Here is a 25,258-nt window from a genome sequence, read left to right as displayed (position 1 = left end):
AGCAGAAGTACCAGCACTAAGACATGGAGACTCATTGTCTTGGGAAAAATCACACCTCATTTAACATAATATATATTATGCGCAGTGATAGGTTTGTACGTTTTGGAGGTTTTCTCGATGAAACACAGCCGTCGCCCACAGGATCGACTCTCGCTGGATGCGTTAACCGCCGGTGTCGACCTGTTGGCACAACTGCGGCGCCATCGCTTTCGGCGGCTAGACATCAGTGTGCCCGATGACCACCAGTTGCTGTGGTTCGACGTGTTCCCGTTGGCCGGTGCGTTGGCGCTGGTTCATCGGGACACCCCGTTGTGGGTCTGCCGCTGGCAGGTGGTCGACCGTGTGGCAGTTATCAACGACTGGCGGGCGTTTTGGTACACCCATCAACAGGATTTTGCCCATCTGCCGCTGGAGGCGATTTGTTGGCTATCCAGTCGTTACCAGGTGCAATGGGCCGCGCCCAGTGGCAGGCACTTTTGGCAGCGCTGCCTGCGGGAGGCCCGCGCCCGGGGTTTGTCGGTGAACGCTGGTGCCATCGGCCAGCCCTAAAAACGGCTCACCGGGTTGGATGGCTCGGTTAGCCGTGTTCTATGCGCGCGACCTCGCGGCGTGCGGCATGTAGAACGTCGGACATTTCCCCTGGACTGATGCGCCGCACCACATCCACAGGCCGGGCGCTGCCTAGCCAGCCATTCGCTGACTGGAACCAGATCGCCATCGCCACAGGACCGCGCTGCGCTTGCAGGACGCTGATGATCTGGTCCAGTTCTGGCGATGCCGGCAGGTTCAGCTCGGCCAGACTGAGGACATAGCCTCGGGCCAGCAGTTCCTCGCGGGTTGCGACCCGAAACGGTAATTTTTCGCCCATCATTCGCTCCTCTGGTGTGAGACATGTTGAAGGTCAAAATGGGGATGTTGAAGGTCAAAAAGCAGATGTTGAAGGTCAAAAGTCACGTAAATGATGCCGATAAATGGGGTTATCGGCATCATTATTGGTAACTGTTACCGTAATTATATTGATGACCGGCCATCCGCCTGTCCGCCGCCCGCCAGCGGTCGTCGCCCAGTCGCACGGCCCTGCGCCTGCGGCGCCTACCTGTTCGCCATCAGCGCGTCTGCGTCCTGTTGCAGATACCCTACCAGATCAGCATCACGTATCACCCACTGGGCCACATCATCTCCAGCGTGAGCCAGTAGCAGCACGTTGGCGCCCTCGACGCGATACGCGGGGAACGTGCCCAGACTCGCATATCCCCCGCCCTCCCCCAGTTCGACGCGGTATTCGGGATGACCGTTCACCGCTACCCGGGAGCGGAAAAATGCCTCCGGGATCGGCGGCGGCAGGCTGGGCTCGGCACTGGAGACGGCGGCGGACACTGCTCCCTGCTCGGCGGTGGTGACGGTGGCGGTCTGCTCTGACGGGGCATCGCCCTGCCCCTGCTGCCAGATGGACCAGAACGACCAGGTAAACAGCAAAATCGCTGTCAGCAGCGACCCAATGAGCAGTGCAAATTTTTTCAGTGGTGGTCGGGATTTGTGGGTATGCACCTCGGCGGAGGTGTACAACTCATACAGGCTCTTATCGAACGGTTTTTTGGTGATCAGTGCGTTTTTCTCTCCCTGGGATGGTTCCGGATCCTCGTTACATGAGTTCCACTCGAAGATCTTCCGGTGCTCCATGCCGAATGGCCGGTAGGCGTGCAGGTGCCGCCCGACGGTTTTACGAGCCAACACATCGATCAGTTTGGGGTCTGGAGTCATCAGGATCAGGTCGATCCCTGCGTGACGATGTTCGTTCAAAAAATCAACATGAGGTGGAACCTTCGCACCACTGGGACGAGGCGGCATGATCTTTTGGCATTCGTCTATCACTACGATGGCCCCGGACGGCAGCTGTGGCCATGCGGTCGGGTCCTCCAGTGGGAAACACCGCAACCGGTCAAAATTCAACCCGTCGATGTTGCAAAACAGGGGCCTGATCCGTTCTGCATTGGCATTGTCGCGGATCATCTCAACCGCCAACAGCGTTTTGCCGCTCCCTGGGCGGCCGGTGATGAGGGTGATCATAGGCTAACTACCTCACACGCATCGTGGTCAGCGCCGCCATGGCGAGTCGGGCGGCATAGGCCGACAGGATCAGGTTGATGGACAGATCAATGCGAGCCAGCCCCAGCAGCCCCAGCGCAGTTGCAGGCAGACCGGTGACCAACGCCCGGATCTCCGAGGTAGCCAGCGACAGAATGGCGTCGAGTCCCTGATAGGAGACGACAGCAACACCCAGCGCGAGCAGAATTCTGGCCACGAAATTTCCGGCCACTAGTGTCCCAAATGCAGCCCACATCAGCTAGACCTCCCGACGCCGACGATCACGATCGATAGGAACCCAAACAGCGCCAGCAGACGCAGAACGGGCGCGACAGCGCTCTCGATCAGCCCACACAGGGTCGCGTAATCGATAGAAAAATTTTGCCCCATGACCGGGACAACCGTGGGCGCTGGGCACTGGCGGGGTAGCCAGCCGCTGCCCCAGTCGTAAAAACGGCGCACGTCGATCGTCTCTGTGGGGACATCGCTCATGGTGATCAAATCCTCCTGCGCCTCCGGATCCGGACTGGGGTTGGTCCCCTCCCCCGGATTTGGCGCAGTCTCATCCACAGTGACCGGCTCAAAAACGTCGGGATAGAGCCCTGGACTGATCTGCAACGCGGCCGGGTCTGACAGCACCAGATCGGCAAATTCCGCGTCGCTGACCGCGCCACCGGTGAGGGGCTCGGAACGAACGTCATTTTGTAACCAGGACCGCCTGTACGCGTAAATGTCGACCGGCCCCAGTGGCGTCGATGGCGCCCCCCAGGTGGTATAAAAAACGTTCGACTGCACGGTCGGGGTGGAATCTGGATCAGCCCACTGGGCAACCGTTGGATCAGGCCCAGCAGTGCGAAACACCCAATACGAGGCGTACTTTTTAACACACGGGAGGCCTGGAAACGTTTTTACCGAACCGCCGTTCAGGGGCAAAAAAACATAATCGCTCGGACACTCCCCGGCGGGCACCGCCGGTTTTTCCAGCCACCCGTTGATCAGGTCGTACCCAGCATAGGCGGCTGCGGCGGTGATGGCACTGACGGCCGCACAGCGAGCAGCCCCCGCTGGTGACAGGCAGGTGCGACCGAACCTGGCCAGCGCGTCAGGCACGACCCGTAGAACGCGGTTAACGCGAACGGCGTTACCGAATTGGTCCCGAGCATCGATAACCGCGCCGACGGTTCGGGCTGTTCGGTCGATGCTCGTGACACCGACGATCCGCCCAGTGGTGCCGTTGGCCACCCGAACGGTGCCGGCCCCTGGGAACAGCTCAACCACGTCCGCGTGCACCGGTGCAGTGAGCGCGATCAGCGAAACAGCAGCCACAGTGCGCAGCAAACAGCACCCACGTAGATCCACCATCCCCCCTCCATAACCATCCCCACATAAAGAGGGGGCCTCGCGGCCCCCCAGTTTTTTGTTACTTAAACGCCCCGCGGACCCAGGTGAACGTGCGGATTGTCACGTACACGCTGAGACAGGCCAGCCCGATGGTCGTGATCTGGGTGACGGCACCGGTAATTGCGGTGGTGATTGAGGTCAGGTCCATATAAAATTCCTCATAAATTGTTGATTTAGCGGATGATTTTCCGCAGTTGACGCAGCACCCACGCGGTGGCCCAGAGCAGGCCGATGGCCTGCACCAGTTCGACCGCCTGCGCGGGGGTAATATCGGGGAGCAGATCCATTTTCAGCTCCCCAAAATCGGTGTTGTGGCCAGCCGTCCCGCTGCCAGCATCAGCCCCGCTGGCGTCGAGACGACCGGCAGTGCCACGAGAGTGCCAACGAGCCCCAGCAGATACTGCTCCTGAGCGGAGCCAGCGAACCGGCTAGGGCAGAGCACCACAAATAGCTCGGCCTCGGCCTCCAGGATCAGCAGGACGGCGGGATCCGCATCAGTGGCACTGCGCTCGATGCGATCGACGTGGGTCAGCACCGCGTGCAGGACCAGACCGAGGCTGTCAGTGACGATGGCCATCAGAGCCCCAAAATCTGCTGTTTTGAGTCGAGCATCAGCGCGTACCCTGCCCCGCGCCGTCCGGTGTAGGCCTGCACCCAGACCGGCAGGGAGAGCACCTGGCCACGCAGCCCCTCGAGCTGACGCGGCAGGCCCGCATCGACGGCGGCCTGCGGCAGCCGCACCTCGACGAGCTCGGATGTCTCCCCGCCATAGGCATCGACAGTGGTGATCCGGATCCCGGCGGTGTGCCGGATGATCTGCTGCTCGCCGTTGCGGAACGAATCGGTTTTTACCCCGGCGATCACGCCGACCAGGTAGAGGCCGGAAGCTCCGACAGTGGGTTGGGGTTGGGTTTTGTCGTTCATATGATCAGTCCTTTTTGGTAACTGCTACTGAAATCAGTGACATAAAACCCCCTCATACCAGCCGTAGCTGCGGGTGGCGGGGTACGGCGGGAACGCGGAGATCGGCGACCTCTGACTGGACCACGATCAGGTCCCAGTCGACCTCGGGTGGGAACCGCCCTGCGTGGGAGCCCAGACCGTGACCGGCCGATCGGTCGAGAAACGCAAAAATTTCGGCATCGGTATCAGGGCGCTGATCGACCGGACCACAGAGGCCATCGTCGGAGCCGATGCAGTCGACCAGACCGTCGCCCACGGCGCGGCGGTGACGGTGCGGTACGGACAGGAGATACTGATCGTCCAGCCAGCGGGACAGATCGGCCGGTTTGAACCACGCTGGCGCGGAGCTGACTGCCTGCACCTCGAGCACCGACCGGAGAGACACCACAACACCAGCCGCGAGACGGCTCTCAGCGGTCCCGTCACAGGCCTGGAGGTCTGCCAACGAGATCCCGGCGTCGACGAGCTCGCCGATCGTCCTGTACCAGGTGGCCTGGGAGGCAGGAGGCGACAGTTTGGCGGCTGTCCAGCCGCGATCGATGATCGCCCGCAGGTGTGTCAGGGCGCGGCGCGTGCCCATGCTGCGGGCACGCCCAACGGCATTTTCCTCGTAATAGGTGGTGATTTTCTGCTCGAGTTCAGTCTCATTTGCGAGCGACATGGACGGGTCTCCCCAGAGTGCGGTTAGGACTGGGCGCCAAACATGTGCCCAGAGGCTGTGTACAAAACTGGTTCCGGCATCAGCGAGCTGGCGCTCGCAGCGGATGAGATCGACGGCGGTGCCGTCCCAGTCGGTGATACCGAGGCGTTCGAGCTGACCGACCAGCCCGCGGCGCAGCGTTCTGGCCTCGAGGCGCAGCAGCTTTTCGCAGTAGGCCTGATAATCGGGGTCGGACAGGGCCTCGACCCGGGCTGCCAGAGCGGCGTTACCGGGGTCGCGACGGAGTTCCTGAGTCAGGCGTTTTCCCTCCTCTCGGGCCTCGGGCCCTTTGGGGTAGGCGGCCCCGCGCTGGTGCTCGGAGCGCGGGTTGACGTACACCGTGTCGCCGGATTTGGCGAGGATCTTCTGCTCACGCTCGGCGTAGGCACCCATGGACCCGGCGGCGTGGACGTGCCCGATCTGCACGTGGCTAATGCGTTTCAGCAGGGCGCTGACGTCGGCCACGGTGGCGCAGTGCACACCGGACGTTGAGTCGACGCGCATGACCTGACACCCAGCCACATCGACCAGGGCGGCGAGGTCCGGGCAGCCACGGACAAACGCGGACATCGCAACCGGGAGGGCCTGACCGAGCGTGTGGATGTCGCTGAACGCGTTGAAACCGTAGGAAATTTTGGAGGGATTAATTTTCGCGGACACATAGGGATCCAGTCCCAGCCGAGAATTGCCACGAGGATAAATTTTGACCGCCATCGAGCCGAGATGCGACTCGATAGACTCGAATGGGGTTTTCAGGTCGTCAGTGATCACCGACCCGTCGGGCTGGAACGTGACCTCTGCACACAGGCGCAGGTCAGGCACCAACGAGGCCAATTTTTTCAGGTCGACATCGAACGTTTTTTCGGTGGAGAGGCTGACGATGCCGTCGAACTCGACCCCATCGGAGGCGCCCACACAGCAGCGTGGGTCGAAAACAAACGGGAATCGCAGCTCAACGAAATCGTTGAACGTCACGAACCCGGCCAGCGCCGTTTCGATGGTCGAACTGAGAGGGGTTTTCTGTGATACCGGGTCCATACGCCTGTCCGAGAGCAATGCAGTGAAAAAAAATCCGGCCTCGGCGCCAAGGCCGGACCAACAACAGTTTTTTTCATTACCCCTGAAGGGGTGCATTGCCCGAAGGCTTCTATCCCGAAGGATGAGACACGAACGTGTCTCGAGTTGTCCGCAGACCGCCCCGCATAAAAACACGGAACTCGATCATGCTGCCACAGGGTCAGACGGAACACAACCGATTTTTACAGGTGAAAACAGACCCCAAAACAGGCCAAAAGAAGAGCCTCAAATGACATCGAATTTATCACGGTGAGAATTGGGTGGGAGATTATAATACTCCCACCCGACCCAACCACCCTCCCCCAGACCGACCCGAAACACAACAACAAAACCGCCCCCTGCGGGGTCGCGCTCTCTGCCGCTGGGCAGGCCGACCGGCGTGGGTGGTCGTACCGATGACCACCCGTGCGGACGGCAAAATCAGGGCACTGCGCATAACCCGCCTTATATTACGGGCTCTCTGTCGCTCGAACGATGTCGCGGCGCGGCCCACGTTCCGCGCTCGTCGAGGTCCCCTGCTGCTGCGCATTATCGCAGGGGACAAACCCTCAACATAAGGACACAGATTATGCGCAGTCAGGCATGTAGGTAGAACAAAGGGGCCAGAGGCCCCTGAACACAATAAAGCTGGTCTGTTAGTTAGAAGCAGCCATATTTGGCTCTTCAGCTTCTACAGCCCAAACAGGAATGTCACCGATTGTTTGGCCAACTTTCCAGCCTGTCTTCTCTAAAAGATCCTCTGGCGTTCCCTCTGGAACCGTGAACCAGTAAGAGTAAATAGTATCGTCACTATGACCGGTATTGGCATGGAGGTCTGCGCCCATGTCATTCCATTCGGCATCTGTAATGCCCAAGTACTGAGCAAGCGCACTGTCTGGTGCTTTCACAAGAGTCTCGATGAAAGTACCGGAAGTTCGTTCTTCCCCTATAAGCGCTTTACAATGAGGGCAGTTGATTGGCTCCAAACAGGCTCCGCCAACCATACCGCCACCGATACAGGAGACAGTAAAAAGAGCCCCACAATAACCGCATGTCTCAGCCATGGTTAACCCCCTATGTTCTGTTAATGCCGATAACTGGATTTATCGGCATCAACGCTTGTGGCAGGCCGGTGAGCAGTACTTACACCCGTCTACATTCGTATAGAACAGGCGAGCCTTGGCTACCGCTTCAGTGCATGTGGAATAGGCTCCCACGAGCTGCTTACTTTTAATGCTGGAGAAATAAGCGCACTCATCATGGTGAACTTCATGTTCGCCGGTTGGCTGAGCGGTGTTGTTGACGTAATAGTTTCTGTAAATAGCCATGGATTCGATACCCCTAAAATGAGCGATATGCTCCCTACGGATCTTGGGGTTGCTGCTCAAAACCCAAGCTTCTGATGATGGTTTTTTCAATAATTTAGAGATAACCCCCCTGCCCCGTGGCTAAGTTGAGCATGTGAGGATTGAATTCTCCCTGTATTACTATTTGGAGGCATTTACGATAGAGTCCGACCCTTGATGAACTACTCGAGCCCCCCTTATGAGATCGACTGGAAATCGGGTGTGCAACCGGAGTTGCTGGCCGAGGTCGACCCCGATGAGATCGGTTTGGAATTCGGACGTCACCGATGAGAAATAACGCCCCGGTTTGGGATTGGCAGCGGTTGGATATCCTGTGCCCGATGACCACCAGTTGCTGTGGTTCGACGTGTTCCCGTTGGCCGGTGCGTTGGTGCTGGTTCATCGGGACACCCCGTTGTGGGTCTGCCGCTGGCAGTTGGTCGACCGGGTGGCGGTCATCCACGACTGGCGGGCATTTTGGTACACCCATCAACGGTCATATATCCCCTTCCCTTCGTCGATATTTTGAAACCACAAAGTTGAGACAAGAGTTCACTTTGGATGGCTGCTGTCAGCGTGAGAGATAACTGGTGGTGTTTATTGTTATATGCGCCCTCGTTCCTTGGTGTTTGTAACGTCAGTGTCTCCTCCCCTCTCTTCCCCTTAAAAGAAAAAGGCGCCCATCGGGCGCCTTTGAAGATGAAAGGAAGTGTATTACTCAAATCGCTCCCGGCTATACAGGATGCGATCATTTCCCGCTGAACTGCCAAATACGGCAACCCCATTTAAAGAGTCAGGATCATCCAGCCAAGGCTGGTGCTCCACATTGACGCGATAAGACACTCGTTGTGCTTGGCCTGGTGCACCAAGATGCAAATGGGTCACGCCGCCTTCCACCACACTTGATACGCCGCCTGGGCTGGTTTTGCCAACACCGATTCTGATGGTTCCTGTGCTCTCCCCTTTTTGGAAGGTCAAAGCGGTACCCTCAGCGTTCACACTCTGATTGTCGCCGGTACTGGTTTTCCTATGGGAAAAGGGACATCCAAGAAATGAGGCCGTGCTTGTAATGCGCAAGGAAGGGCTGGCGCACAGGAAGCATATATCGGGATACCACCGTTGCTCGCTGGCAGAGACGGCGATGTATCGGTTCAAACAGTTGCTGACGGGAAAATCAGTCTGTGTAACAACAACGGCCAAGTGGGAGAAGTGATGGCGTATGTCCGCGCCATCAACAAACTCAATACCTTGGGCTTACCTATCGACCCCCGAGAGTAACGGTCACCTGAGGCTGGGGACGTCATGACTTGATGGCTGATTTGGGCAACAACGCCGGTATAAAATACACATTCATGAATGTGTATTTATTACTCGAATCCATCCCCTTATGGAGCTAATCACTATGCCGATCCACACCCTTGTCGCTACCGGCCTCGATAGCGATCACCCCTGGGCGTTGTCAGATGCTGAGTTGATCCGCCAGTTAAGAGCCACCAGTGCCAACCTTCCTCCCCTGATGGCGGCATTGGTGTTTGAAGCGGCCGAACGCCTTTCTGACTATTCAGATGAACCACCACCACGATCAGAACATCACGTCGATTCGTTATCTCTTACCTAGCGATGATCAGGTGATCGAGAGGCTTATCTCTGGCGCTCTCATGGCGTTCGCTTTGCCGGGTATGCAGATAGCGCGAGGTGGTGTCGATGCTGTCATGCCCCGCGTCGGCCTGCACATGGGAAAGCGGGCGCCGATTGATATTGATATCGTGAGTGATCCCGGTATGGCGAATGGCATGGGCGGTCAGGCTGCGCATCTCGGCGGCATCCTGCTGCAGGCCGCCCTCCTCTGCCAGTTGTGCACCGTGATGGATCACCTCGTTGATCAGCTCTCTTAGCTGACGGATCCCCAGGTTGGCATTGATCTCCCCCTGCTCTCGGCCATGGCCGGCGGCCTTGTGGCGCACAAAAAGTGGGGTCATCTCCCCTGGCGCTGGCAAGGGGGTGAGCCCCAGAACGTGGCGATAACGCTTGAGTGCCTCAAGCAGGGCCCCCGACACTGCCACGGTACGGCTCTTGCCTCCCTTGCTGCGCGGAATGTAATAGCCCCATACCCCGCTGTGACGCTCCTGGCGAAACTGTCCCATAACGGGGCTGAAACCGGGCCGCGCCGCTACCTCTGAGATCCGCAGGTAACAGCCATACATGAGGCAGATGAGAAACAGAGTGCGTTCATGGCGCTCCGGCATCTGGATGGCTAACTGCTCGGCGGCCTGCATCACAAAAGACCATTGCAGCTCGGTGAAAGCTTGCACCGGCTCATCATCCCCCGTCACCCCATGGCCGGCGCTGCGTTGCAGCAGTAGCGCCGGGTTGCGATCCATGTACTCCTCCTGGATGAGGAACTGGAAGAAGGCCGAGAGCACGGCGAGCTTGGTCTTGAGCGCCGGAGTACTGAGCTGGTACGGCAAGGCGGCACCATCCCTGCGCTTGCCGAGAAAGGGGCGCCAGGCGGGATTGGGCAGGCGCGCCTCCCACTCCTTGCTGTCGATAAATTGCGGCACGTTGTAATAGGCGATGAGGGCCGGATCTGGCGCCTGACAGAACGAGAGGTAGCGGTGCATGATGCGCCGTGTCAGCAGTTTTGGCTCGATCTGCTCTTTTTCAAAGCACCAATGTAGGAAGGTGGTGAGTTCGCTGCGGTAGGTTTTGTAGTTGTTCTCGCTATGGCGCTGCTCCAACAACCAGTCGACGGCCAGCTCATACACAAGCCCAGCATCGCTGACCTTCTCCAGGCTCAGGGTGGCCAGGTACTGATTGACCACGGGATTTCCCTCCTCGATGTGCTGGAGGGTGTCGAACAACGGCATGGCCGGGGGCATGGCTGGTTTCATGGGACTATCTCGTACTTCGAGGCCCGTGGTGATTCATCATTCCACCCTCGGAGCTGGTGATGGCATGCATAATGATTGATTTATGCACGTAAAATTCACTTTGGTTGCAAAAATCTCGGGGATATATCCGTGACCTTTGAATGCAGATTCATTTATCTGCATATTTCAAAGCTAGGCGACCTGCTTGAGGGGCCGCTTGGGAGTGGTCGGCTCGCTCGGCGCCGGTTTGGCGCCGCGCAAAATGGCGCTGAGCGACTCCTTGTGTTCAGCCAGATAGAGGGCTAGTTGCTCACACTGGCTCTCGTCGAGGGGCACGGGAGCGGTGGCGAGCAGGTGGCTCAGCTCATCACTCATGTCGAGCAGCTTGTCATAGGCATCGGCCTCTTTCTTGCTGGCAAAGGTCATCTTTTCCACTCCTGCGCGGACTACCACGTATTGGGTCTCAACTGCCATGGGGTTTCTCCTCTGATTGGGCTCATAAAGTATATGTATAAATATACAGTGCGGCAACGGCGGAGTGCATGGGCGGAGCAAGCGCAGCGCGATCATGGCAGGACAAAAAAAGCGGGCCGATGGCCCGCTTCCAACATGTTTTACCCGCGCCGGCTCAGATCACCAGCATATCCATGAAGCTGTGCACCGGTGTGGCGGCCAGACGCGGCTCGTCCTGGCACAGGGCCAGGATCGCGTCGGCGCGCTTGGCCGGGAAGCGGGTCGATAGGTTGGCGGCGAACTTCTCTACCAAGAGCGGAATGCCCTCCTCGCGGCGACGGCGATGGCCGACCGGGTACTCCACCTCCACCTTGGCGCTGTGGCTGCCGTCTTTGAAGAAAATCTGGATGGCGTTGGCAATCGAGCGCTTGTCCGCCTCGAGATATTCGCGGCTGTAACGCGCATCCTCTTGCACCACCATCTTGGCGCGTAGGGCGTCGATGCGCGGATCGGCCGCTCGCGCGTCCTCATAATCCTCGGCCACCAGCCGGCCGAAGAGCAGCGGCACCGCCACCATGTATTGCAGGCAGTGATCCCTATCTGCCGGGTTGTTGAGGGCGCCTACCTTGCTGATGATACGGATCGCCGACTCGTGGGTGGTGAGCTCGATGCGATCGATCTCATCGAGCCGCTCCTTCACCTGATCGTGCAGCTTGAGGGCGCACTCCACCGCGGTCTGGGCGTGGAATTCAGCCGGATAGCTGATTTTAAACAGCACGTTCTCCATCACGTAGCTGCCGTAAGGCTGGCTCAGGGTGAACGGGTTGCCCTTGCAGTGCACGTCATAGAACCCCCACTTGGGGGCGCTCAGCACCCCGGGATAGCCCATTTCGCCGCTCAGAGTGATCAGGGCCAGGCACACGGCGCGCGAGGTGGCATCGCCGGCCGCCCAGCTTTTGCGCGATCCCGCGTTGGGGGCATGGCGGTAGGTGCGCAGGCTCTGGCCGTCGACCCAGGCCTGGGAGACGGCATCGATCACCTGCTCGCGCGAACCTCCCAGCAGGTGGGTCACCACGGCAGTGCTGGCGACCTTCACCAGCACCACGTGATCGAGCCCGACCCGGTTGAAGGCGTTCTCCAGCGCCAGCACACCTTGGATTTCGTGGGCCTTGACCATGGCCACCAGCACCTCGCCCATGGTGAGCGGCGCCTTGCCCTCGGCCACCCGGCTGCGCGACAGCCAGTCGGCGGTGGCTAAAATGGCGCCCAAGTTATCGGACGGGTGGCCCCACTCGGCGGCGAGCCAGGTGTCGTTGTAATCGAGCCAGCGGATGATGGCGCCGATGTCCCAGGCGGCCTTGACCGGATCGAGGCAGAGCTGGGTGCCCGGTACCCGCGCCCCGTGCGGCACCACGGTGCCCGGTACTATGGGCCCCAGGAGCTTGGTGCACTCGGGAAAGCGCAGGGCCAGCAGGCCACAGCCGAGGGTATCCATCAGGCAGTAGCGGGCGGTGGTGAGGGCTTCGCGGCTGGTGATGGGGTGATGACAGACATAGTCGGCGATCTGGACCAGCACGTGATCCGGATCGGGCCTGTGGTTGACGTCGACGTTGGCAGACATCGGATTTCCTTATCGTTGTGACAGTGAGACGAAGGGGCGCGGCGCCGGCCCCACGTAATCCGCACTGGGGCGGATGATGCGGTTGTTTTCGCGCTGCTCCATGATGTGGGCGCACCAGCCGGTGACCCGGGCGCAGACAAAGATGGGGGTGAAGAGCGGGGTCGGGATCCCCAGGTAGTGATAGGCGCTGGCGTGAAAGAAGTCGGCGTTAGGAAACAGCTCTTTTTGCTCCCACATCACCCGCTCCGCCTCACAAGAGACCCGATAGAGGCGATCGTCCCCCGCCGCCTGGGCCAGTTTTGCCGACCACTCCTTGATGATGAGGTTGCGCGGATCGGCAGTACGATAGACGGCGTGGCCAAAGCCCATGATCTTCTCCTTGGCCGCCAGTTTGGCGAGCAGCTCGCGGCGCGCCTGGGTCTCGTCTTGCCAGGTTTCGATAAGCGCCATGGCCGCCTCGTTGGCCCCTCCGTGTAGCGGCCCGCGCAGGGTGCCGATGGCAGCGGTAACGCAGGAGTACATGTCCGACAGGGTCGAGGCGCAGACCCGGGCGGCGAAGGTGGAGGCGTTGAACTCGTGCTCGGCGTAGAGGATGAGAGAGACATGCATTACCCGGCGTGCCAGCTCGCTCGGGGCGCGCTGGTGCAACAGCGCCAGAAAATGGCCGCCGATGCAGGCTTCATCACTCTCTAGAGAGATGCGAATGCCCTCGTGGCTGAACTGGTACCAGTAGAGCAAAATACCGGGAAAGGCGGCCAGCAGCCGATCGGCCACCTCATGCTCGTGCTCAAAACCCGCTTCGGGCTCGAGATCGCCGAGCATGGAGCAGCCGGTGCGCAGCACATCCATGGGGTGGGCATCGGCCGGGATCCGCTCAAGCACCTCAAGCAGCGCCGTCGGCAGGGCGCGCAGGCTACGCAGCCGGGCGCGGTAGTTGGCCAGCTCGCTGGTTGAGGGCAGGTGCCCCTTGAGCAGCAGATGGGCCACCTCTTCAAACTCCGCCCCTTCGGCCAGATCCTTGATGTCGTAGCCGCGATAGGTGAGCCCGGTGCCGCTTTTACCCACGGTGCAGATGCGGGTCTCTCCGGCGCTCTGGCCGCGCAGGCCGGCCCCTCCTAATGCTTTCTGAACCATGGTCACTCTCCCTGTTGGCGATCGAACAGCCGATCCAGCGTCTGCTCGTAGTGGTGGTAGCCAAGGAAGTCATACAGCGCCTCCCGGGTCTGCATGGTGTCAACCACGGCCCGCTGGTGGCCGTCGCGACGAATGTGTTGGTAGACATTGAGCGCGGCCTGATTGGCGGCGCGGCTGGCACTCAAGGGATAGAGCACCATGGCCACCCCGTGGGCGGCGAGCTGGGTCTTGTCAAACAGCTCGGTCTTGCCGAACTCGGTCATGTTGGCGAGCACAGGAACCCCGGCGGCGCGGGCGAACAGGTCGTATTGGCCAAGCTCGGTCACCGCCTCGGCGAAGATCATGTCGGCGCCGGCCGCCACGTAGGCTGCGGCTCGCTCCAGGGCACTGCCGATCCCCTCCACCGCCAGGGCGTCGGTGCGGGCCATGATGATGAACTCGTCGCTCTCGCGGGCATCGACCGCGGCCTTGATGCGATCGCACATCTCATCTTGGGTCACTACCGCCTTGTTAGGGCGGTGGCCGCAGCGCTTTTGGGCCACCTGATCTTCCATGTGCACAGCGGCGACGCCGGCCCGCTCGAAGGCGCGCACGGTGCGGGCGATGTTAAAGGCTCCGCCCCAGCCGGTATCGATATCGACCAACAGCGGCAGCCGGGTGGCGGCGGTGATCCGCTCGGCATCGGCCAGCACATCGTTGAGACTGGTCATGCCAAGATCCGGCAGGCCGAAGGAGGCGTTGGCCACCCCGGCGCCAGAGAGATAGATGGCCTGAAAACCGCAGCGCTCCGCCATCAGGGCCATGTAGGCGTTGATGGCGCCGACGATCTGCAACGGCTGTTCGGTACGAAGGGCCTGGCGAAAGCGGGCGCCGGCCGAGAGAGAGGGGTTGGACATCATGACTCCTTTCACGACGGTGATGGAGTCGATCTAATGACACGTTTACGTTAACGTCAATTCAACTTTTGGTTAACGCCGCATCATCCAGAGACATTGCCGCCACTTTAGGGTAAATTTCATCAATTGCTTCAAGGTGTTGAATCAGACCAGATGACCGAGCCACAGCACATCATTGCCTGCCCCGCCTGTGACCTGCTGATCGAGCGCCAGAGCCTGCCGTTGGGGCGTCATGCCCACTGTCCCCGTTGCCGGCAGCACCTCTACGGGCGCTATGCGTTTCGTTCCTCCCAGCTGATGGCGCTGACCCTCACCGGTTTTCTGCTATTGCCAAGCGCTTTTCTCGAACCCCTGCTCTATATGCGCCTTGGGGGTGTCGACGTCGAGGCCAACGTGCTGCGGGGCATTGCCATGCTGTTTCAAGATGGCGAGCCCTGGGTGGCCGGACTGGTGCTCTGGTGCGCGGTGCTGGCCCCGGTCGGACTGCTCAGTGGCATCTTTGCTCTCGCCTCTGGCCTCGCCAAGCGCTGGCATATCCTGCCGATCACGCTCAGGGCGGTCGAGACCTTTCGCCACTGGGCCATGCTCGAGGTCTATTTGGTCAGTTTTCTGGTGGCGCTGTTCAAGCTGGTCGACATTGCCGAGACCCGTCTTGGTGGCGGTCTGCTTAGCCTTGGGATCCTGATGCTGCTCAACCTCACCATGTTGATCCTGTTTGATCCCTCCCCCTATTGGGAGAAGGTGCCCTGCCAGGGAGCGCGCGATGCTGAGCGCCCGTGAGGCCGGCCTGTGCCGCTGCCACACCTGCGGCCTGCTGGTTAAATTTCGTGAAGGGGCCGATTGCCCTCGTTGTGGCAGTGCACTGCATACGCGCATCCCCCACTCCCTGGCCTGGACCTGGGGCCTGCTGGCGCTGGCCACCTTCATGCTGCTGCCGGCCAATCTGCTGCCCATCACGCTCTTTTACAACAAGGGCACCTTGCAGGCTGACACCATTTTTAGCGGGATCCTCTCACTCATTCGCAACCACATGAGCGGTATCGCCGCTATCGTCTTCGTCGCCAGTATCGTGGTGCCCATCATGAAGATCATCGGGCTGGCCTGGATCTGCCTGCAACTGCAACGTGCTCGCCCGGTGCGGCGCAAGCGGCAGCTTGTCATGTACCGCATCATCGACTTCATCGGCCGCTGGTCGATGCTGGACTTGTTTGTCATCTCCCTCATGGTGGCGTTGGTCGATAGAGGCACCCTGCTCAATGTGAGTGCGGGCCCGGGGGCCACCGCCTTTGCCGGTGTCGTGGTATTGACCATGCTATCGGCCAAGATGCTAGATACCCGGCTGCTGTGGGACAAGGCCGCGCGCTGAGCGGCCATCTCGTCGTTTAAGGAGTGAATATGATTGGGGCCGAACCCGTCATCCGTCGTCATCGCTGGCTCTCGCCGGTCTGGTTGCTGCCCGCCCTCGCCGCCTTGCTGGCGGGGGGATTTATCTATCAGCAGTACCAAAAGGCCGGGCAGCGCATCCAGATTAACTTCGAGCAGGGCAACGGCATCCTGCCGGGTAAGACCCAGGTGCGCTATCAGGGGGTGGCCGTCGGCATGGTGACCGAACTCAATCTGGCCGGTGATGGCCAGAAGATTGCCGTGTCGGTCAAGATTGACAGCCAGGCCCGCCCGCTTATCCGCAAGGGCTCCCAGTTCTGGCTGGTGAGCCCCAAGGCGTCGCTGACCGAAATCTCCGGGCTCGATACCCTGGTCTCGGGCAACTACATCAACCTGCAACCGGGGCGCGAGGGGGAGCCACTGAGCGCTCAGTTCGATGCCCTCGATGGCCCGCCCCCCGGTTGGCAGGCCCAGGGGCGCATGGTGCACCTAGTGAGCGATACCCTCGGCAGCGTGGCCAATGGCGCCAAGGTCTACTATCGCGGGCTCGAGGTGGGCAGCGTCATCAACACCCGCCTCGACAAGGACGATGTGCATGTGCAGCTCGATCTGGTCATCGACAGCCGTTTCGAGCACCTGATCAAGCAAGAGAGCCGCTTTTGGAATGTGGGGGGGATCCGTGGCTCCCTCGGCCCTGCTGGGGTGCAGGTCGAGATGGGCAACCTCTCCACCGTGCTTGGGGGCGGGATCGCCTTCGACTCTCCGAAAAGCTCGGCCCCTGCGGAGCTGACTCAGCGCTTTCCGCTCTATGACAGCATGGCCGCTGCCGAGCGTGGTGAGCAGATTGTCTTGCACGCGGGCGATCTGCCGCTGCGCGAGGGGATGCTCATCCTCTATCAGGGGCTCGAGATTGGGCGGGTGCTGCCCATCACGCTGCAAGGTGAGCAGCGCCAGGTGGTGGCGCTGGTGGCCAGCGAACACGCCGCCAAAATTACCCAGCGCAGTAAGTTAGTGCTGGAGGGGGCGGATCTCTCCCTCTCTGGCGTTAAGCATGTCGAGCGTCTGCTGACGGGGCCCGTACTGCGCCTCGACAGTCGGCCTGGGGCACCGGCAACACAGATTGCCGTCGTTGAGCGCGCGGCTGAGCCGGGCGTGACCTTGACCTTGCAGGCTCAGGATCTCTCCGGTCTGCAGGAGGGGGGGCCGCTTTGGTTCAAGGGGATCCCTATCGGGCGCATCGAGCGGCTTATTCTCTCCTCCTCCGGGGAGGCGAGCTTGCAACTCTCAGTCTCTTCAACCTATCGGGATCTGCTGCGTCGCGCCCGCTTCTATAAGGGCTCCCCGCTGCAAGTGGAGGCCAATCTCTCGGGAGTGCGTGTCGATGCCCTGCCCGCCTCGGCCTGGATGGGCGGCGGAGTCCGGATGCTACAGGGTGACACGCGCATGGATGTCTTGTTTCCAAGCGAAGAGCTGGCGCGGGTGGCGGTGGCGGGGGCCAAGAGCCGCCTCTGGATGCTGGAGAGCGAGCGCGCCGATGGGATCGGCATCGGTACGCCCCTCTTCTATCGTGGACTGGAGGCGGGGCGAGTTCGCGCCATGAAGGCCTCTTCCATCGGGGTCAAACTCGAGCTTGAGGTCAATGCCCTCTATGCGCCTTTGCTTAGCAACCACAGTCGTTTCTGGTTGTTGCCGGCCGTGGATGCCGAAGTGGGGGGCGCTGGAGTGCGCGTCAAAGTAGGCAATCTGGCCAACCTGCTGCGCGGCGGCATCGAGTTTGAAAACCAGCCAGGCAGTGAGCGGCGCAGCGACCGCCTCTATCGCGATCGCCAAGAGGCCAGCACCGCCAGCCGTGAGCTGACCCTGCTCACGGAGCACAACCCTGGCCTCGCGGCCGGCGCCCCACTGCGCTATCGCGGCGTCACTATCGGTGAGCTCAGTGAGGTGACGCTCGCTCCAGGCCTTGGCCGGGTTGAGCTCAAGGCAAGGCTGGATGCGCCTTATGCCGAGCGTTTCCTGCGTAAGGGGGCGGGTTTTCAGTTGGTGCAAGCCAAACTCGGCGTGGCCGGTGTGGCCCACCTCGATACCCTGATCAAGGGGGCCTACATCGAGGCGACCCCGGGCACGGGGGGGGAGCAGGAGCGTTTTGATCTCCTCATCTCCTCCCCCAGTGGGCTGAAACTGACGCTCACCAGCGATGAGCTGCGCGGTGTCTCGGTCGGCGCCCCGATCCTGTTTCGTAAGGTGGCGGTGGGTCAGGTGGAGTCGGTCAAGCTGGCCCGAGATGGCAGCGCAGTGCAGACCCGCATCAGCATCGAGCCTGAATATGCCCATCTGGTGCGCAGCAACAGCCGCTTTTGGAACGTTTCCGGCCTCAAGGCCGATGTGGGGCTCACTGGCGGCAGCATAGAGGTTGAGACCCTTCAGAGTCTGTTGGCTGGCGGAATTGCCTTTAACACCCCGCCCCAACCTGGCGACAGGGTGAACACGGGATCTCGCTTCACCCTCTACGCCCAGGCTCAGAAGGCCTGGCTCGAATGGCAGCCCTTGCTACGCCCCTGATGTGAAAAAGCCCGGTTTTATACCGGGCTTTTTGTTTTTTCCGAACAAAAGCCTGTGCTAAAATTTTCGCCTTTTTCCTATCTCCCCACAGGCAGAGCCCGACAGTGCACGAAACCAGCTACCTTCCCGATGCCTTTCTCGACCATATTGCCCGGATCATGCCATCGCACCTCTCGATGGATGAGTTTGTTGCCAGTTGCCGGCGACCGCTGCGGCGCAGTATTCGCGTCAACACCCTGAAAATATCGGTCGAAGCATTTGTCGAGAGAATGGAAGCTCGCGGCTGGCAGCTCAGCCCCGTGCCTTGGTGTGACACCGGTTTTTGGCTCACCCGTCCCGAGAGCGAGAGCGTGCCGCTTGGCAATACTGCCGAGCACCTGGCAGGCCTGTTTTACATCCAAGAGGCCAGCTCCATGATGCCGGTCACCGCCCTGTTTGATGCCGCCGGGCTGGATGAGGCCGAAATGGTGCTCGATGCGGCTGCGGCCCCCGGCTCCAAGACGACCCAGATCGCGGCGCTGATGGATAACCGTGGCATGCTGATCGCCAATGAGTTTTCGGCCAGCCGGATCAAGGGGCTGTTTTCCAATGTCCAGCGCTGCGGCGTCACCAACGTGGCCCTGACCCACTTCGATGCGCGGGTGTTCGGCCAGTGGCTGCCGGAAACGTTCGACGCCATCTTGCTCGATGCCCCTTGCTCGGGTGAAGGCACGGTGCGTAAGGATGAAGATGCGCTGCGCAACTGGAGCATCGAGAGCATCAACGACATTGCGGCCACTCAGAAGGCGCTGCTTGAGAGCGCCTTTCATGCGCTCAAGCCCGGCGGCGTCATCGTCTATTCCACCTGTACCCTGAGCCATCAGGAGAACCAGGAGGTGTGCGCGCACATCAAGGTGCGCTTTGGTGATGCCCTCTCGTTTGAATCGCTTGCGGGATTGTTCCCAGGGGCGGAGCGCGCCACCACCGAAGAGGGATATCTGCATATCTGGCCGCAGATCTACGACAGCGAAGGATTTTTTGTGGCGCGGCTGCGCAAACACGCCAGTGTGCCGAACGACATCTTCAAACCGGGCAAACTCGGCAAGTTCCCCTTCTCCCCTCTTTCTACCAAGGAGGCGGCCACGCTGCGCCAGGAGATCGCACGTGATTACGGCGTCACACTGCGTGGTGAGCTCTATGGCCGTGAAGGGGAAATCTGGCTCTTCCCGAGTCAGGTTGAGCGGGTGATCGGCAAAATTCGCTGCGATCGGATCGGCTTTAAGCTGGCCGAGACCTTCAAAAAGGGCTATCGGCTGACCCACGAATGGGCGCTGGCTTATGGGGATGGCGTCTCTTGCGGCGTCATCGAACTCGATGCCGAGCTGGCGCGCGAGTATATGATGGGACGGGATGTGCGCCCGGATGGCGAGAGCGCAAAAGGGGATGTGGTGGTGCGCTATCAAGGCTACACACTGGGACTGGGAAAGTGGGTGGGCAATCGCCTGAAAAACGGCCTACCACGCGACCTGGTGCGCGATGGCAATCTGTTTGAGGTTTGATTACCGGGCGGGTTGAAAAATACCGCCCAAAGTGGAAATCCAGGGGCTGCTGTCTATGCTTGCCTTAATTATGCACACCCGGTTAGCGCACGGCTCTGCAAAGAGCCTATTCCCCTGTGCCAGGTACATGGAATTAGTACCTGGCTTTTTTATGCCTCGCGCTCGAGCTCCTCGTGATAAAGCAGATCGATGGCCTGCTCGATGAGGGACGCTTGGGAATCTTCCAGCGCCACGCCGAGTTGACTCAACTTTTCCATGTGACGATTGCTGATCCAGCACTGCAACCGGGAGTGAGTCTCCTGCTTGCGGCGTACATGGCGGCGCTGGCGCTCTGCATTATCGATAGGATCGGGGCGTTGCATTTCCGGATGAATGTCCCTGTCAATGTTCATCTCCGTCATCTGTTATCTCTCATTGATTGCGAGTGAGGAGCGACTTTCCCCTCCTCCGGATCTGGCATCGAATTATCCATGAAATTCATAGCGTTGCAATTTACCATAATATAATCCGTAGCGAAATATAGCGATTGCCGCGATGAATCGAAAAGACATCAACTAATAACGGACAGGGCTTACTGCTATAGCAGCCCCTCCATGGCGTGGTGATCGAAGCGGTTAGCCTTATCAAAGTACTCCTGCAAGGTACGGATATCCCGATGGCGGGTCACCTCGATGATCTTGTTGAGCGGTTTGCCTGCCGTCACGGCGGTGGTGATAAACCCTCTTCGCAGACTGTGCCCACTCACCTCAAGCGGCAGTATGGCCAGCTCGGAGCGCCGTTTTATCATCAGGTTGACGCCCTGTGGCCCGAGCGGATCTGGTAGCAGAGTGCCCCAGCGAGTCAGGCGGCGAAACAGGGGGCCACTGCTGATACGACTCTGTTTTAGCCATTTTTGTAGCGCTCGAATTGGGCAATGCCGCCCACCGGGCACCAGCGCAATCTCGCTTTCAAGTAGTTGATGTTTACTCGGCTTGATGCGCAGCACGACTCCGCGCGGCGTAAAATCGAGATCGTCCACCTCAATCTTTGCAGCCTCCGAGCGGCGCAGCGCCCCACAAAACATCAGCAGCAACAAGGTATAGTCACGCAGTCCGGCCAAAGTTCGGGTGTCGATGGCATCGAGCACCTGGTTCAGGGGTTGCTGGGTTAGGGCGCCGGTTTTTTGTTTGCGGTTATCGCCAAGGCGCACAATGCCCCGCATCATCTCTTTGATCTCACTGTGCTCGGTAGGCAGAGGCTCGATCCCCTTCTGGCGAAAGGCATAACGGATCCCCGCCAAACGTCGTACTAGGGTAGCCGGTTTGCGTGGCGCGCCATCGCGCAGCTCCCCTCTTGTGCGCTCCTTGTCGAGCCATACCCAGTGGGCCAGCACCCCATCGGCCTGATCGGCGAGAAAATTCATGATATCGAGGTGGGTCGCGTGCAGTGGATCAAGCGCCTGCAATTGGCACCAAGTGACGAAGATCCGAGTATCGGCCTCATAAGCGTTGAGGGTGGATCCCGCCTTGGCACTGCGTAAAAAGCGCCGGGCACGCTGATTGAGACGCGTGTCGAAGGCGCTCTGTAGTCCTCTGCCCTCTTGCGTCTGTGATGATGTGAGATTCAAACCTAACTCAATGTTTTTACTGGATCTTGCGGAGGATCCTACCGGATCATAAAAGAAGATCAAGTATCGATAATGAATATTATCGATACTTAAGTAGTGGATAAACCTCCCATTAATCCAACGCAAATCCCTTTAAATAAAACCGCTTATTCCACTAAACACGTCAGACAGGAAATCGGTTGTATTGTGATGACCGGGGCTCTTTTCCAAGGGAAAACAGGGGTCATTGAGCACGAGGGGCGGTCAAAATGAAAAGAGATAACAAAAGGAAAAATGATGGGATTCAAGAGGGACGTAAAGAAAAAGGGGCTTGGTAGCCCCTTTTATTGAACTCAATTAAGGCTTGGCCAAAGAGAACAGAGCGAAGAAATTGCGGCTGGTGACGTCAGCCAACTCGGCCAAACTCACCTCCTTGAGATCGGCCACAAACTGGGCAACGTCACGCACGAAGGCCGGCTCGTTCTCTTTGCCTCGATGCGGTATCGGTGCCAGATAAGGGGAGTCGGTTTCAACCAGCAACCGCTCAAGGGGCAATGCCCGCACCACCTCTTGCAACGCCTTGGCGTTGCGGAAAGTGACAATGCCGGAGATGGAGATGTAAAACCCCATCGCCATGGCCGCTTCGGCCATCTCAAGCGACTCGGTAAAACAGTGCAACACTCCACCTATCTGATCGGCCCCCTCCTCCGCCATGATCCGCAACGTATCGACCTGGGCATCTCGGGTATGAATGATGAGCGGCTTACCAAGTTCACGCGCCACCCGGATGTGTTGACGGAATGACTCCTGCTGCACCGTCTTGTTCTCCGGTGAGTAGTAGTAATCCAGACCCGTTTCGCCGATCGCCACCACCCGCGGGTCAGCGGCCTGGCTGCGCAGCAGATCGACATCGACGCCCGGCTCCTGATTGAGCGGATGCACCCCGCACGAAGCAAATACCTGTGGGTAAGGCGCGATGGCCTGGAGCATGGAGGGAAACTGCTGCTGGGTCACACTGACACAGAGAAAGTAACCTACCCCCTGCGCCTTAGCCTTGGCCAGCACACTGGCCATGTCGGACTGCTTGTCGCCATAACTCAGGCGATCGAGATGACAATGAGAATCTACGAGTAACATAAGAATTCCGACAAAGTTACAACCAGCGGCACAACCACTGATGAAGATGGATCATGGGATTAGTCAGTTGCCCCGGCTGACAGTGTTCCCGGATGGCGAGCAGCCCCTGCTGCGCATCGAGCAAGCGCTCCGTCGAGCACTGGCGGGCCAGCTCACCGACGGGGTCGGCCAGATCTGGCATGTTGAGCTGCGCCGCCGGACAACCGGCCTGCACTTTCAGGGCATCGGCCAGCAGCAGTTGCAGCCATTGCAGATGACGCTCGAGATCGCCATTGATGCTGGAGGCCAGTGCGGCCAGCCGGCTCGGCTCTTCTGGTAGTCGGCACAGGGAGGAGAGCAGCTCACGGCGCTGGGCATCCCCCCCTTCCTCCAGGTATTGCCTGACCCGCAGCGGAGCGCCGCGGCAGATCCTCACCTGGCTCGGCGTGGCGCTGATCCCCTGCTCCTCCAGCCAGCGCAGCGTCACAGACTCCGGCGGGATCGGGCACAGGTGTTTGTTGCAACGACTGAGGATGGTCGGCAGCAAGCGAGAGGATTGGCTGGCCAGCAGCAGGATCAGGCTATCGCCCGCCGGCTCCTCCAAGGTCTTGAGCAAGGCGTTGGCCGCCGCCTCGGTCATGCGTTCGGCCCCCTCGATGATGACCACCTTGCCACGGCCGAGCTGAGCACTCTCACCAAGGCGCCGGCAGATCTCGCGCACCGGATCGATGCCAATACTCTTGCCCTCTACCCCAATGCGCCCGAGATCCGGATGGTTGCCCTTGCTAAATAGCTGGCAGGCATGGCAGTGACCGCAGGCCTGATCGTCGATGTGCTGCTGGCAGAGGTGACGCTGGGCCAGCGCATCGGCAAGTTGCTCCTTACCGAGCCCCTCATCACCGAGCAGTAGCCAGGCGTGCCCGAGCCGGCCCGCACGGGCCACCTCCAGCAGGTTTAGCCACTCTTTTCTCAGCCAGGGATACATAGGTAGTGATCCAGTGCAGCTTCGATAGCCTGTTTCACCTCGTCCGGTGTCTTGCCGGCATCGATGATGCAGATGGAAGGGTCCCCACCGGCCAGTGAGAGATAACGTTCACGAGTTCGTTCGAAGAAGGGGAGTTGCTCCTGCTCGATGCGATCCAGCGCGCCGCGATGGCGAGCCCGAGTCAGGCCAAGGGCCGGGTCGATATCGAGATAGAGGGTGAGATCCGGCTTGAAGTCGCCGAGCACCGCCTGTTTGATCCCATCGATGAGCGCGGCCGAAATGCCGCGCCCCCCACCTTGATACGCTTGCGAGGAGAGATCGTGACGATCGCCCACCACCCAAGCGCCGCGTGCCAACGCCGGCTTGATGCGATTTTCAACCAGCTGTACCCGGGCGGCATAAAGCAGCAGCAGCTCGGCTTCCACGGTCAGACGCTCTTCGTGCACCTCTTTCACCAGGGCGCGCATCTTCTCCGCCAGCGGCGTGCCACCCGGCTCACGGGTACATTCGATATCGGTGATCCCGTGACGATTCAGCCAGTCGGTGACATAACGGATGGCGGAGCTTTTGCCCGCCCCTTCCAGACCTTCGATTACGATAAATTTGGACATCAGGGCTTCTTCAAAATGTATTGGCGTACTGCGCTGTTATGCTCTGCCAAGGTCTTGGAGAAGTAGTGCTCCCCGCCCCCCTTGGCGACGAAATAGAGGTAATCGCTCTGCTCCGGATTGAGTGCAGCCTCAATGGCTGCCTTGCTTGGCATGGCGATTGGAGTGGGCGGTAAGCCATTGATAACGTAGGTGTTATAGGGGTTGTTGTCCGTCAAATCGCTGCGGCGGATATTGCCATCATAGCGATCCTTCACCCCGTAAATCACGGTCGGATCCGTCTGCAACTTCATGCCTAACCGCAGCCGGTTAACAAACACCGATGCAATCAGGGGACGTTCCGATGGCTGCGCCGTCTCCTTCTCGATGATCGACGCCATCACCAGCGCCTCATAGGGGGTCTTGTAAGGCAGTTTGTCCTGGCGCTTTTGCCACTGCTCTTCCAGGAAACGTTGCATTTTGGCATGCGCTTGGCGCAGCAGTGCCAGATCGGTGGTGTGAGTGGTATAGGCATAGGTTTCGGGCAGGAACCACCCTTCCAGCTTGCCGTTCTCGATGCCGAGCTCCGCCGCCAGCTCTTCGTCAGATTGCTCGTGGGTGATCCGCTCCAGATAGGGGGCACTCTTGAGCTGAGTGCGCCACTCCTCGAAGCGGGACCCCTCGACGAAGGTGATGTTGAACATAAATTCCTTGCCCGAGGCAAACAGCGAGAGCACCTCGGTTAGACGCGCCCCTTCCTTGACCTCGTAGGTGCCGGACTTGATCAAGGTGAGATCGGGGTGACGCCGCAACCACAATCGCACCGCCCAGTCCGGCAGTTGATCCTGGGCCAAGGCTTCGATGACCCGGGCGGCATGCACCCCCTTCTCGACCGTATAAAGGCGGGTTGGCCCCTTGATGCTCATCTGCTCTACCGCGTCATACTGACGGTAGACGTGAATGCCGCCCATCACCGCCGC

The 25,258-nt window shown here is 59.9% G+C and carries 28 protein-coding genes and 1 pseudogene; 8 read left to right on the top strand and 21 right to left on the bottom strand.

The features are described from left to right. Positions 1 to 117: 117 nt before the first annotated feature. A complete protein-coding gene (locus FE240_RS08335; RefSeq protein WP_193004128.1) occupies positions 118 to 549 on the top strand; it encodes a hypothetical protein in 432 nt (143 codons plus the stop codon). Between the two features lie 28 nt (positions 550 to 577). On the opposite strand, the gene FE240_RS08330 is transcribed toward FE240_RS08335, so the two are convergent. From FE240_RS08330 to FE240_RS18930, 9 genes are all read right to left on the bottom strand, one after another. Next, positions 578 to 871 carry a hypothetical protein gene (locus FE240_RS08330; RefSeq protein WP_193004127.1) on the bottom strand — a complete coding sequence of 98 codons (294 nt, stop codon included), beginning with the start codon at positions 869 to 871 and terminating at the stop codon, positions 578 to 580. A 221-nt stretch (positions 872 to 1,092) separates the two neighbouring features. Continuing rightward, positions 1,093 to 2,067 carry a zonular occludens toxin domain-containing protein gene (locus FE240_RS08325; protein WP_193004126.1) on the bottom strand — a complete coding sequence of 325 codons (975 nt, stop codon included), beginning with the start codon at positions 2,065 to 2,067 and terminating at the stop codon, positions 1,093 to 1,095. A 7-nt stretch (positions 2,068 to 2,074) separates the two neighbouring features. Next, positions 2,075 to 2,302, bottom strand: a complete 228-nt coding sequence (locus FE240_RS08320) for a DUF2523 family protein (RefSeq protein WP_193004125.1) — start codon at positions 2,300 to 2,302, stop codon at positions 2,075 to 2,077. A gap of 38 nt (positions 2,303 to 2,340) precedes the next feature. Continuing rightward, entirely contained in the window at positions 2,341 to 3,447 is a 1,107-nt protein-coding gene (locus tag FE240_RS08315; protein ID WP_193004124.1) for a hypothetical protein, read from the bottom strand. A 58-nt stretch (positions 3,448 to 3,505) separates the two neighbouring features. Further along, positions 3,506 to 3,634, bottom strand: a complete 129-nt coding sequence (locus tag FE240_RS08310) for a major capsid protein (RefSeq protein ID WP_005333101.1) — start codon at positions 3,632 to 3,634, stop codon at positions 3,506 to 3,508. A gap of 141 nt (positions 3,635 to 3,775) precedes the next feature. After that, entirely contained in the window at positions 3,776 to 4,063 is a 288-nt protein-coding gene (locus FE240_RS08305; protein ID WP_193004123.1) for a hypothetical protein, read from the bottom strand. Next, positions 4,063 to 4,410 (bottom strand): DNA-binding protein, encoded by a 348-nt coding sequence (locus tag FE240_RS08300; protein WP_193004122.1) that lies wholly within the window; start codon positions 4,408 to 4,410, stop codon positions 4,063 to 4,065. The genes FE240_RS08305 and FE240_RS08300 overlap by 1 nt, the downstream gene beginning before the upstream one ends. A gap of 52 nt (positions 4,411 to 4,462) precedes the next feature. After that, entirely contained in the window at positions 4,463 to 6,187 is a 1,725-nt protein-coding gene (locus tag FE240_RS08295; RefSeq protein ID WP_193004121.1) for a phage/plasmid replication protein, II/X family, read from the bottom strand. A 674-nt stretch (positions 6,188 to 6,861) separates the two neighbouring features. Further along, complete coding sequence (locus FE240_RS18930) at positions 6,862 to 7,269, bottom strand: hypothetical protein (RefSeq protein ID WP_226799066.1); 408 nt, start codon at positions 7,267 to 7,269, stop codon at positions 6,862 to 6,864. A 616-nt stretch (positions 7,270 to 7,885) separates the two neighbouring features. Here FE240_RS18930 and FE240_RS08285 point away from each other — a divergent pair. Then, a complete protein-coding gene (locus FE240_RS08285; protein ID WP_193004120.1) occupies positions 7,886 to 8,080 on the top strand; it encodes a hypothetical protein in 195 nt (64 codons plus the stop codon). A gap of 185 nt (positions 8,081 to 8,265) precedes the next feature. On the opposite strand, the gene FE240_RS08280 is transcribed toward FE240_RS08285, so the two are convergent. Then, the gene (locus FE240_RS08280) at positions 8,266 to 8,529 is read right to left on the bottom strand and encodes a DUF6701 domain-containing protein (protein WP_193004119.1); all 264 of its coding nucleotides are present in this window, start codon (positions 8,527 to 8,529) and stop codon (positions 8,266 to 8,268) included. Positions 8,530 to 8,578: 49 nt separating this feature from the next. Here FE240_RS08280 and FE240_RS08275 point away from each other — a divergent pair. Both FE240_RS08275 and FE240_RS08270 read left to right on the top strand, forming a co-directional pair. Next, a pseudogene (locus FE240_RS08275) lies at positions 8,579 to 8,829 on the top strand (IS5/IS1182 family transposase); the annotation flags it as partial. 124 nt (positions 8,830 to 8,953) lie between these two features. After that, the gene (locus FE240_RS08270; RefSeq protein WP_193004118.1) at positions 8,954 to 9,169 is read left to right on the top strand and encodes a hypothetical protein; all 216 of its coding nucleotides are present in this window, start codon (positions 8,954 to 8,956) and stop codon (positions 9,167 to 9,169) included. Here FE240_RS08270 and FE240_RS08265 read toward each other — a convergent pair. From FE240_RS08265 to prpB, 5 genes are all read right to left on the bottom strand, one after another. Further along, positions 9,162 to 10,418 carry a tyrosine-type recombinase/integrase gene (locus FE240_RS08265; protein WP_193004497.1) on the bottom strand — a complete coding sequence of 419 codons (1,257 nt, stop codon included), beginning with the start codon at positions 10,416 to 10,418 and terminating at the stop codon, positions 9,162 to 9,164. The two genes, FE240_RS08270 and FE240_RS08265, sit on opposite strands and share 8 nt — an antisense overlap. 195 nt (positions 10,419 to 10,613) lie before the next feature. Further along, positions 10,614 to 10,895, bottom strand: a complete 282-nt coding sequence (locus FE240_RS08260) for a YebG family protein (RefSeq protein ID WP_193004117.1) — start codon at positions 10,893 to 10,895, stop codon at positions 10,614 to 10,616. Positions 10,896 to 11,049: 154 nt separating this feature from the next. Continuing rightward, positions 11,050 to 12,495: a bifunctional 2-methylcitrate dehydratase/aconitate hydratase gene (locus tag FE240_RS08255; RefSeq protein WP_193004116.1), complete on the bottom strand. Its 1,446-nt coding sequence runs from the start codon at positions 12,493 to 12,495 to the stop codon at positions 11,050 to 11,052. A 9-nt stretch (positions 12,496 to 12,504) separates the two neighbouring features. Next, positions 12,505 to 13,629 carry a bifunctional 2-methylcitrate synthase/citrate synthase gene (gene prpC, locus FE240_RS08250; protein ID WP_193004115.1) on the bottom strand — a complete coding sequence of 375 codons (1,125 nt, stop codon included), beginning with the start codon at positions 13,627 to 13,629 and terminating at the stop codon, positions 12,505 to 12,507. Positions 13,630 to 13,631: 2 nt separating this feature from the next. Then, a complete protein-coding gene (prpB, locus tag FE240_RS08245; RefSeq protein WP_193004114.1) occupies positions 13,632 to 14,525 on the bottom strand; it encodes a methylisocitrate lyase in 894 nt (297 codons plus the stop codon). 153 nt (positions 14,526 to 14,678) lie between these two features. On the opposite strand from prpB, the gene FE240_RS08240 reads away from it, so the two are divergent. From FE240_RS08240 to rsmF, 4 genes are all read left to right on the top strand, one after another. Further along, positions 14,679 to 15,305 carry a paraquat-inducible protein A gene (locus tag FE240_RS08240; RefSeq protein ID WP_193004113.1) on the top strand — a complete coding sequence of 209 codons (627 nt, stop codon included), beginning with the start codon at positions 14,679 to 14,681 and terminating at the stop codon, positions 15,303 to 15,305. Then, a complete protein-coding gene (locus FE240_RS08235; RefSeq protein ID WP_193004112.1) occupies positions 15,289 to 15,891 on the top strand; it encodes a paraquat-inducible protein A in 603 nt (200 codons plus the stop codon). Before FE240_RS08240 ends, FE240_RS08235 begins: the two co-directional genes overlap by 17 nt. Positions 15,892 to 15,920: 29 nt before the next feature. Then, complete coding sequence (locus FE240_RS08230; RefSeq protein WP_193004111.1) at positions 15,921 to 18,467, top strand: MlaD family protein; 2,547 nt, start codon at positions 15,921 to 15,923, stop codon at positions 18,465 to 18,467. A gap of 104 nt (positions 18,468 to 18,571) precedes the next feature. After that, a complete protein-coding gene (gene rsmF, locus FE240_RS08225; RefSeq protein WP_193004110.1) occupies positions 18,572 to 20,005 on the top strand; it encodes a 16S rRNA (cytosine(1407)-C(5))-methyltransferase RsmF in 1,434 nt (477 codons plus the stop codon). 149 nt (positions 20,006 to 20,154) lie between these two features. Here the strand turns inward: rsmF and FE240_RS08220 are convergent, their stop codons facing one another. The 6 genes from FE240_RS08220 to mltG all read right to left on the bottom strand — a co-directional run bounded on the left by FE240_RS08220 (position 20,155) and on the right by mltG (position 25,249). Beyond that, entirely contained in the window at positions 20,155 to 20,367 is a 213-nt protein-coding gene (locus FE240_RS08220) for a RepB family protein (protein ID WP_226799123.1), read from the bottom strand. A 215-nt stretch (positions 20,368 to 20,582) separates the two neighbouring features. Then, the gene (locus FE240_RS08215) at positions 20,583 to 21,611 is read right to left on the bottom strand and encodes a site-specific integrase (protein WP_193004108.1); all 1,029 of its coding nucleotides are present in this window, start codon (positions 21,609 to 21,611) and stop codon (positions 20,583 to 20,585) included. Positions 21,612 to 21,947: 336 nt separating this feature from the next. Next, complete coding sequence (locus FE240_RS08210; RefSeq protein ID WP_193004107.1) at positions 21,948 to 22,727, bottom strand: TatD family hydrolase; 780 nt, start codon at positions 22,725 to 22,727, stop codon at positions 21,948 to 21,950. A gap of 16 nt (positions 22,728 to 22,743) precedes the next feature. Further along, positions 22,744 to 23,691: a DNA polymerase III subunit delta' gene (gene holB, locus FE240_RS08205; RefSeq protein ID WP_193004106.1), complete on the bottom strand. Its 948-nt coding sequence runs from the start codon at positions 23,689 to 23,691 to the stop codon at positions 22,744 to 22,746. Further along, positions 23,676 to 24,302, bottom strand: a complete 627-nt coding sequence (tmk, locus tag FE240_RS08200; protein WP_193004105.1) for a dTMP kinase — start codon at positions 24,300 to 24,302, stop codon at positions 23,676 to 23,678. The genes holB and tmk overlap by 16 nt, the downstream gene beginning before the upstream one ends. Further along, positions 24,302 to 25,249 (bottom strand): endolytic transglycosylase MltG, encoded by a 948-nt coding sequence (gene mltG, locus FE240_RS08195; protein WP_193004496.1) that lies wholly within the window; start codon positions 25,247 to 25,249, stop codon positions 24,302 to 24,304. The genes tmk and mltG overlap by 1 nt, the downstream gene beginning before the upstream one ends. Positions 25,250 to 25,258 lie beyond the last annotated feature (9 nt).

The organism is Aeromonas simiae (genome assembly GCF_014892695.1).
In the GTDB taxonomy this organism is placed as follows: Bacteria; Pseudomonadota; Gammaproteobacteria; order Enterobacterales; family Aeromonadaceae; genus Aeromonas; species Aeromonas simiae.
Note: the sequence above shows the minus strand (reverse complement) of the source record. Positions and strands in the feature narration are given on the sequence as shown.

Bases quoted from the DNA above. Each gene is read 5' to 3' on its own strand.
- FE240_RS08335 (WP_193004128.1), top strand. From the start codon at position 118: ATGAAACACAGCCGTCGCCCACAGGATCGACTCTCGCTGGATGCGTTA.
- FE240_RS08330 (WP_193004127.1), bottom strand. From the start codon at position 871: ATGATGGGCGAAAAATTACCGTTTCGGGTCGCAACCCGCGAGGAACTG.
- FE240_RS08325 (WP_193004126.1), bottom strand. From the start codon at position 2,067: ATGATCACCCTCATCACCGGCCGCCCAGGGAGCGGCAAAACGCTGTTG.
- FE240_RS08315 (WP_193004124.1), bottom strand. From the start codon at position 3,447: ATGGTGGATCTACGTGGGTGCTGTTTGCTGCGCACTGTGGCTGCTGTT.
- FE240_RS08310 (WP_005333101.1), bottom strand. From the start codon at position 3,634: ATGGACCTGACCTCAATCACCACCGCAATTACCGGTGCCGTCACCCAG.
- FE240_RS08305 (WP_193004123.1), bottom strand. From the start codon at position 4,063: ATGGCCATCGTCACTGACAGCCTCGGTCTGGTCCTGCACGCGGTGCTG.
- FE240_RS08300 (WP_193004122.1), bottom strand. From the start codon at position 4,410: ATGAACGACAAAACCCAACCCCAACCCACTGTCGGAGCTTCCGGCCTC.
- FE240_RS08295 (WP_193004121.1), bottom strand. From the start codon at position 6,187: ATGGACCCGGTATCACAGAAAACCCCTCTCAGTTCGACCATCGAAACG.
- FE240_RS18930 (WP_226799066.1), bottom strand. From the start codon at position 7,269: ATGGCTGAGACATGCGGTTATTGTGGGGCTCTTTTTACTGTCTCCTGT.
- FE240_RS08270 (WP_193004118.1), top strand. From the start codon at position 8,954: ATGCCGATCCACACCCTTGTCGCTACCGGCCTCGATAGCGATCACCCC.
- FE240_RS08265 (WP_193004497.1), bottom strand. From the start codon at position 10,418: ATGCCGTTGTTCGACACCCTCCAGCACATCGAGGAGGGAAATCCCGTG.
- FE240_RS08260 (WP_193004117.1), bottom strand. From the start codon at position 10,895: ATGGCAGTTGAGACCCAATACGTGGTAGTCCGCGCAGGAGTGGAAAAG.
- FE240_RS08255 (WP_193004116.1), bottom strand. From the start codon at position 12,495: ATGTCTGCCAACGTCGACGTCAACCACAGGCCCGATCCGGATCACGTG.
- prpC (WP_193004115.1), bottom strand. From the start codon at position 13,629: ATGGTTCAGAAAGCATTAGGAGGGGCCGGCCTGCGCGGCCAGAGCGCC.
- prpB (WP_193004114.1), bottom strand. From the start codon at position 14,525: ATGTCCAACCCCTCTCTCTCGGCCGGCGCCCGCTTTCGCCAGGCCCTT.
- FE240_RS08240 (WP_193004113.1), top strand. From the start codon at position 14,679: ATGACCGAGCCACAGCACATCATTGCCTGCCCCGCCTGTGACCTGCTG.
- FE240_RS08235 (WP_193004112.1), top strand. From the start codon at position 15,289: ATGCTGAGCGCCCGTGAGGCCGGCCTGTGCCGCTGCCACACCTGCGGC.
- FE240_RS08230 (WP_193004111.1), top strand. From the start codon at position 15,921: ATGATTGGGGCCGAACCCGTCATCCGTCGTCATCGCTGGCTCTCGCCG.
- FE240_RS08220 (WP_226799123.1), bottom strand. From the start codon at position 20,367: ATGCAACGCCCCGATCCTATCGATAATGCAGAGCGCCAGCGCCGCCAT.
- FE240_RS08210 (WP_193004107.1), bottom strand. From the start codon at position 22,727: ATGTTACTCGTAGATTCTCATTGTCATCTCGATCGCCTGAGTTATGGC.
- holB (WP_193004106.1), bottom strand. From the start codon at position 23,691: ATGTATCCCTGGCTGAGAAAAGAGTGGCTAAACCTGCTGGAGGTGGCC.
- tmk (WP_193004105.1), bottom strand. From the start codon at position 24,302: ATGTCCAAATTTATCGTAATCGAAGGTCTGGAAGGGGCGGGCAAAAGC.
- mltG (WP_193004496.1), bottom strand. From the start codon at position 25,249: ATGGGCGGCATTCACGTCTACCGTCAGTATGACGCGGTAGAGCAGATG.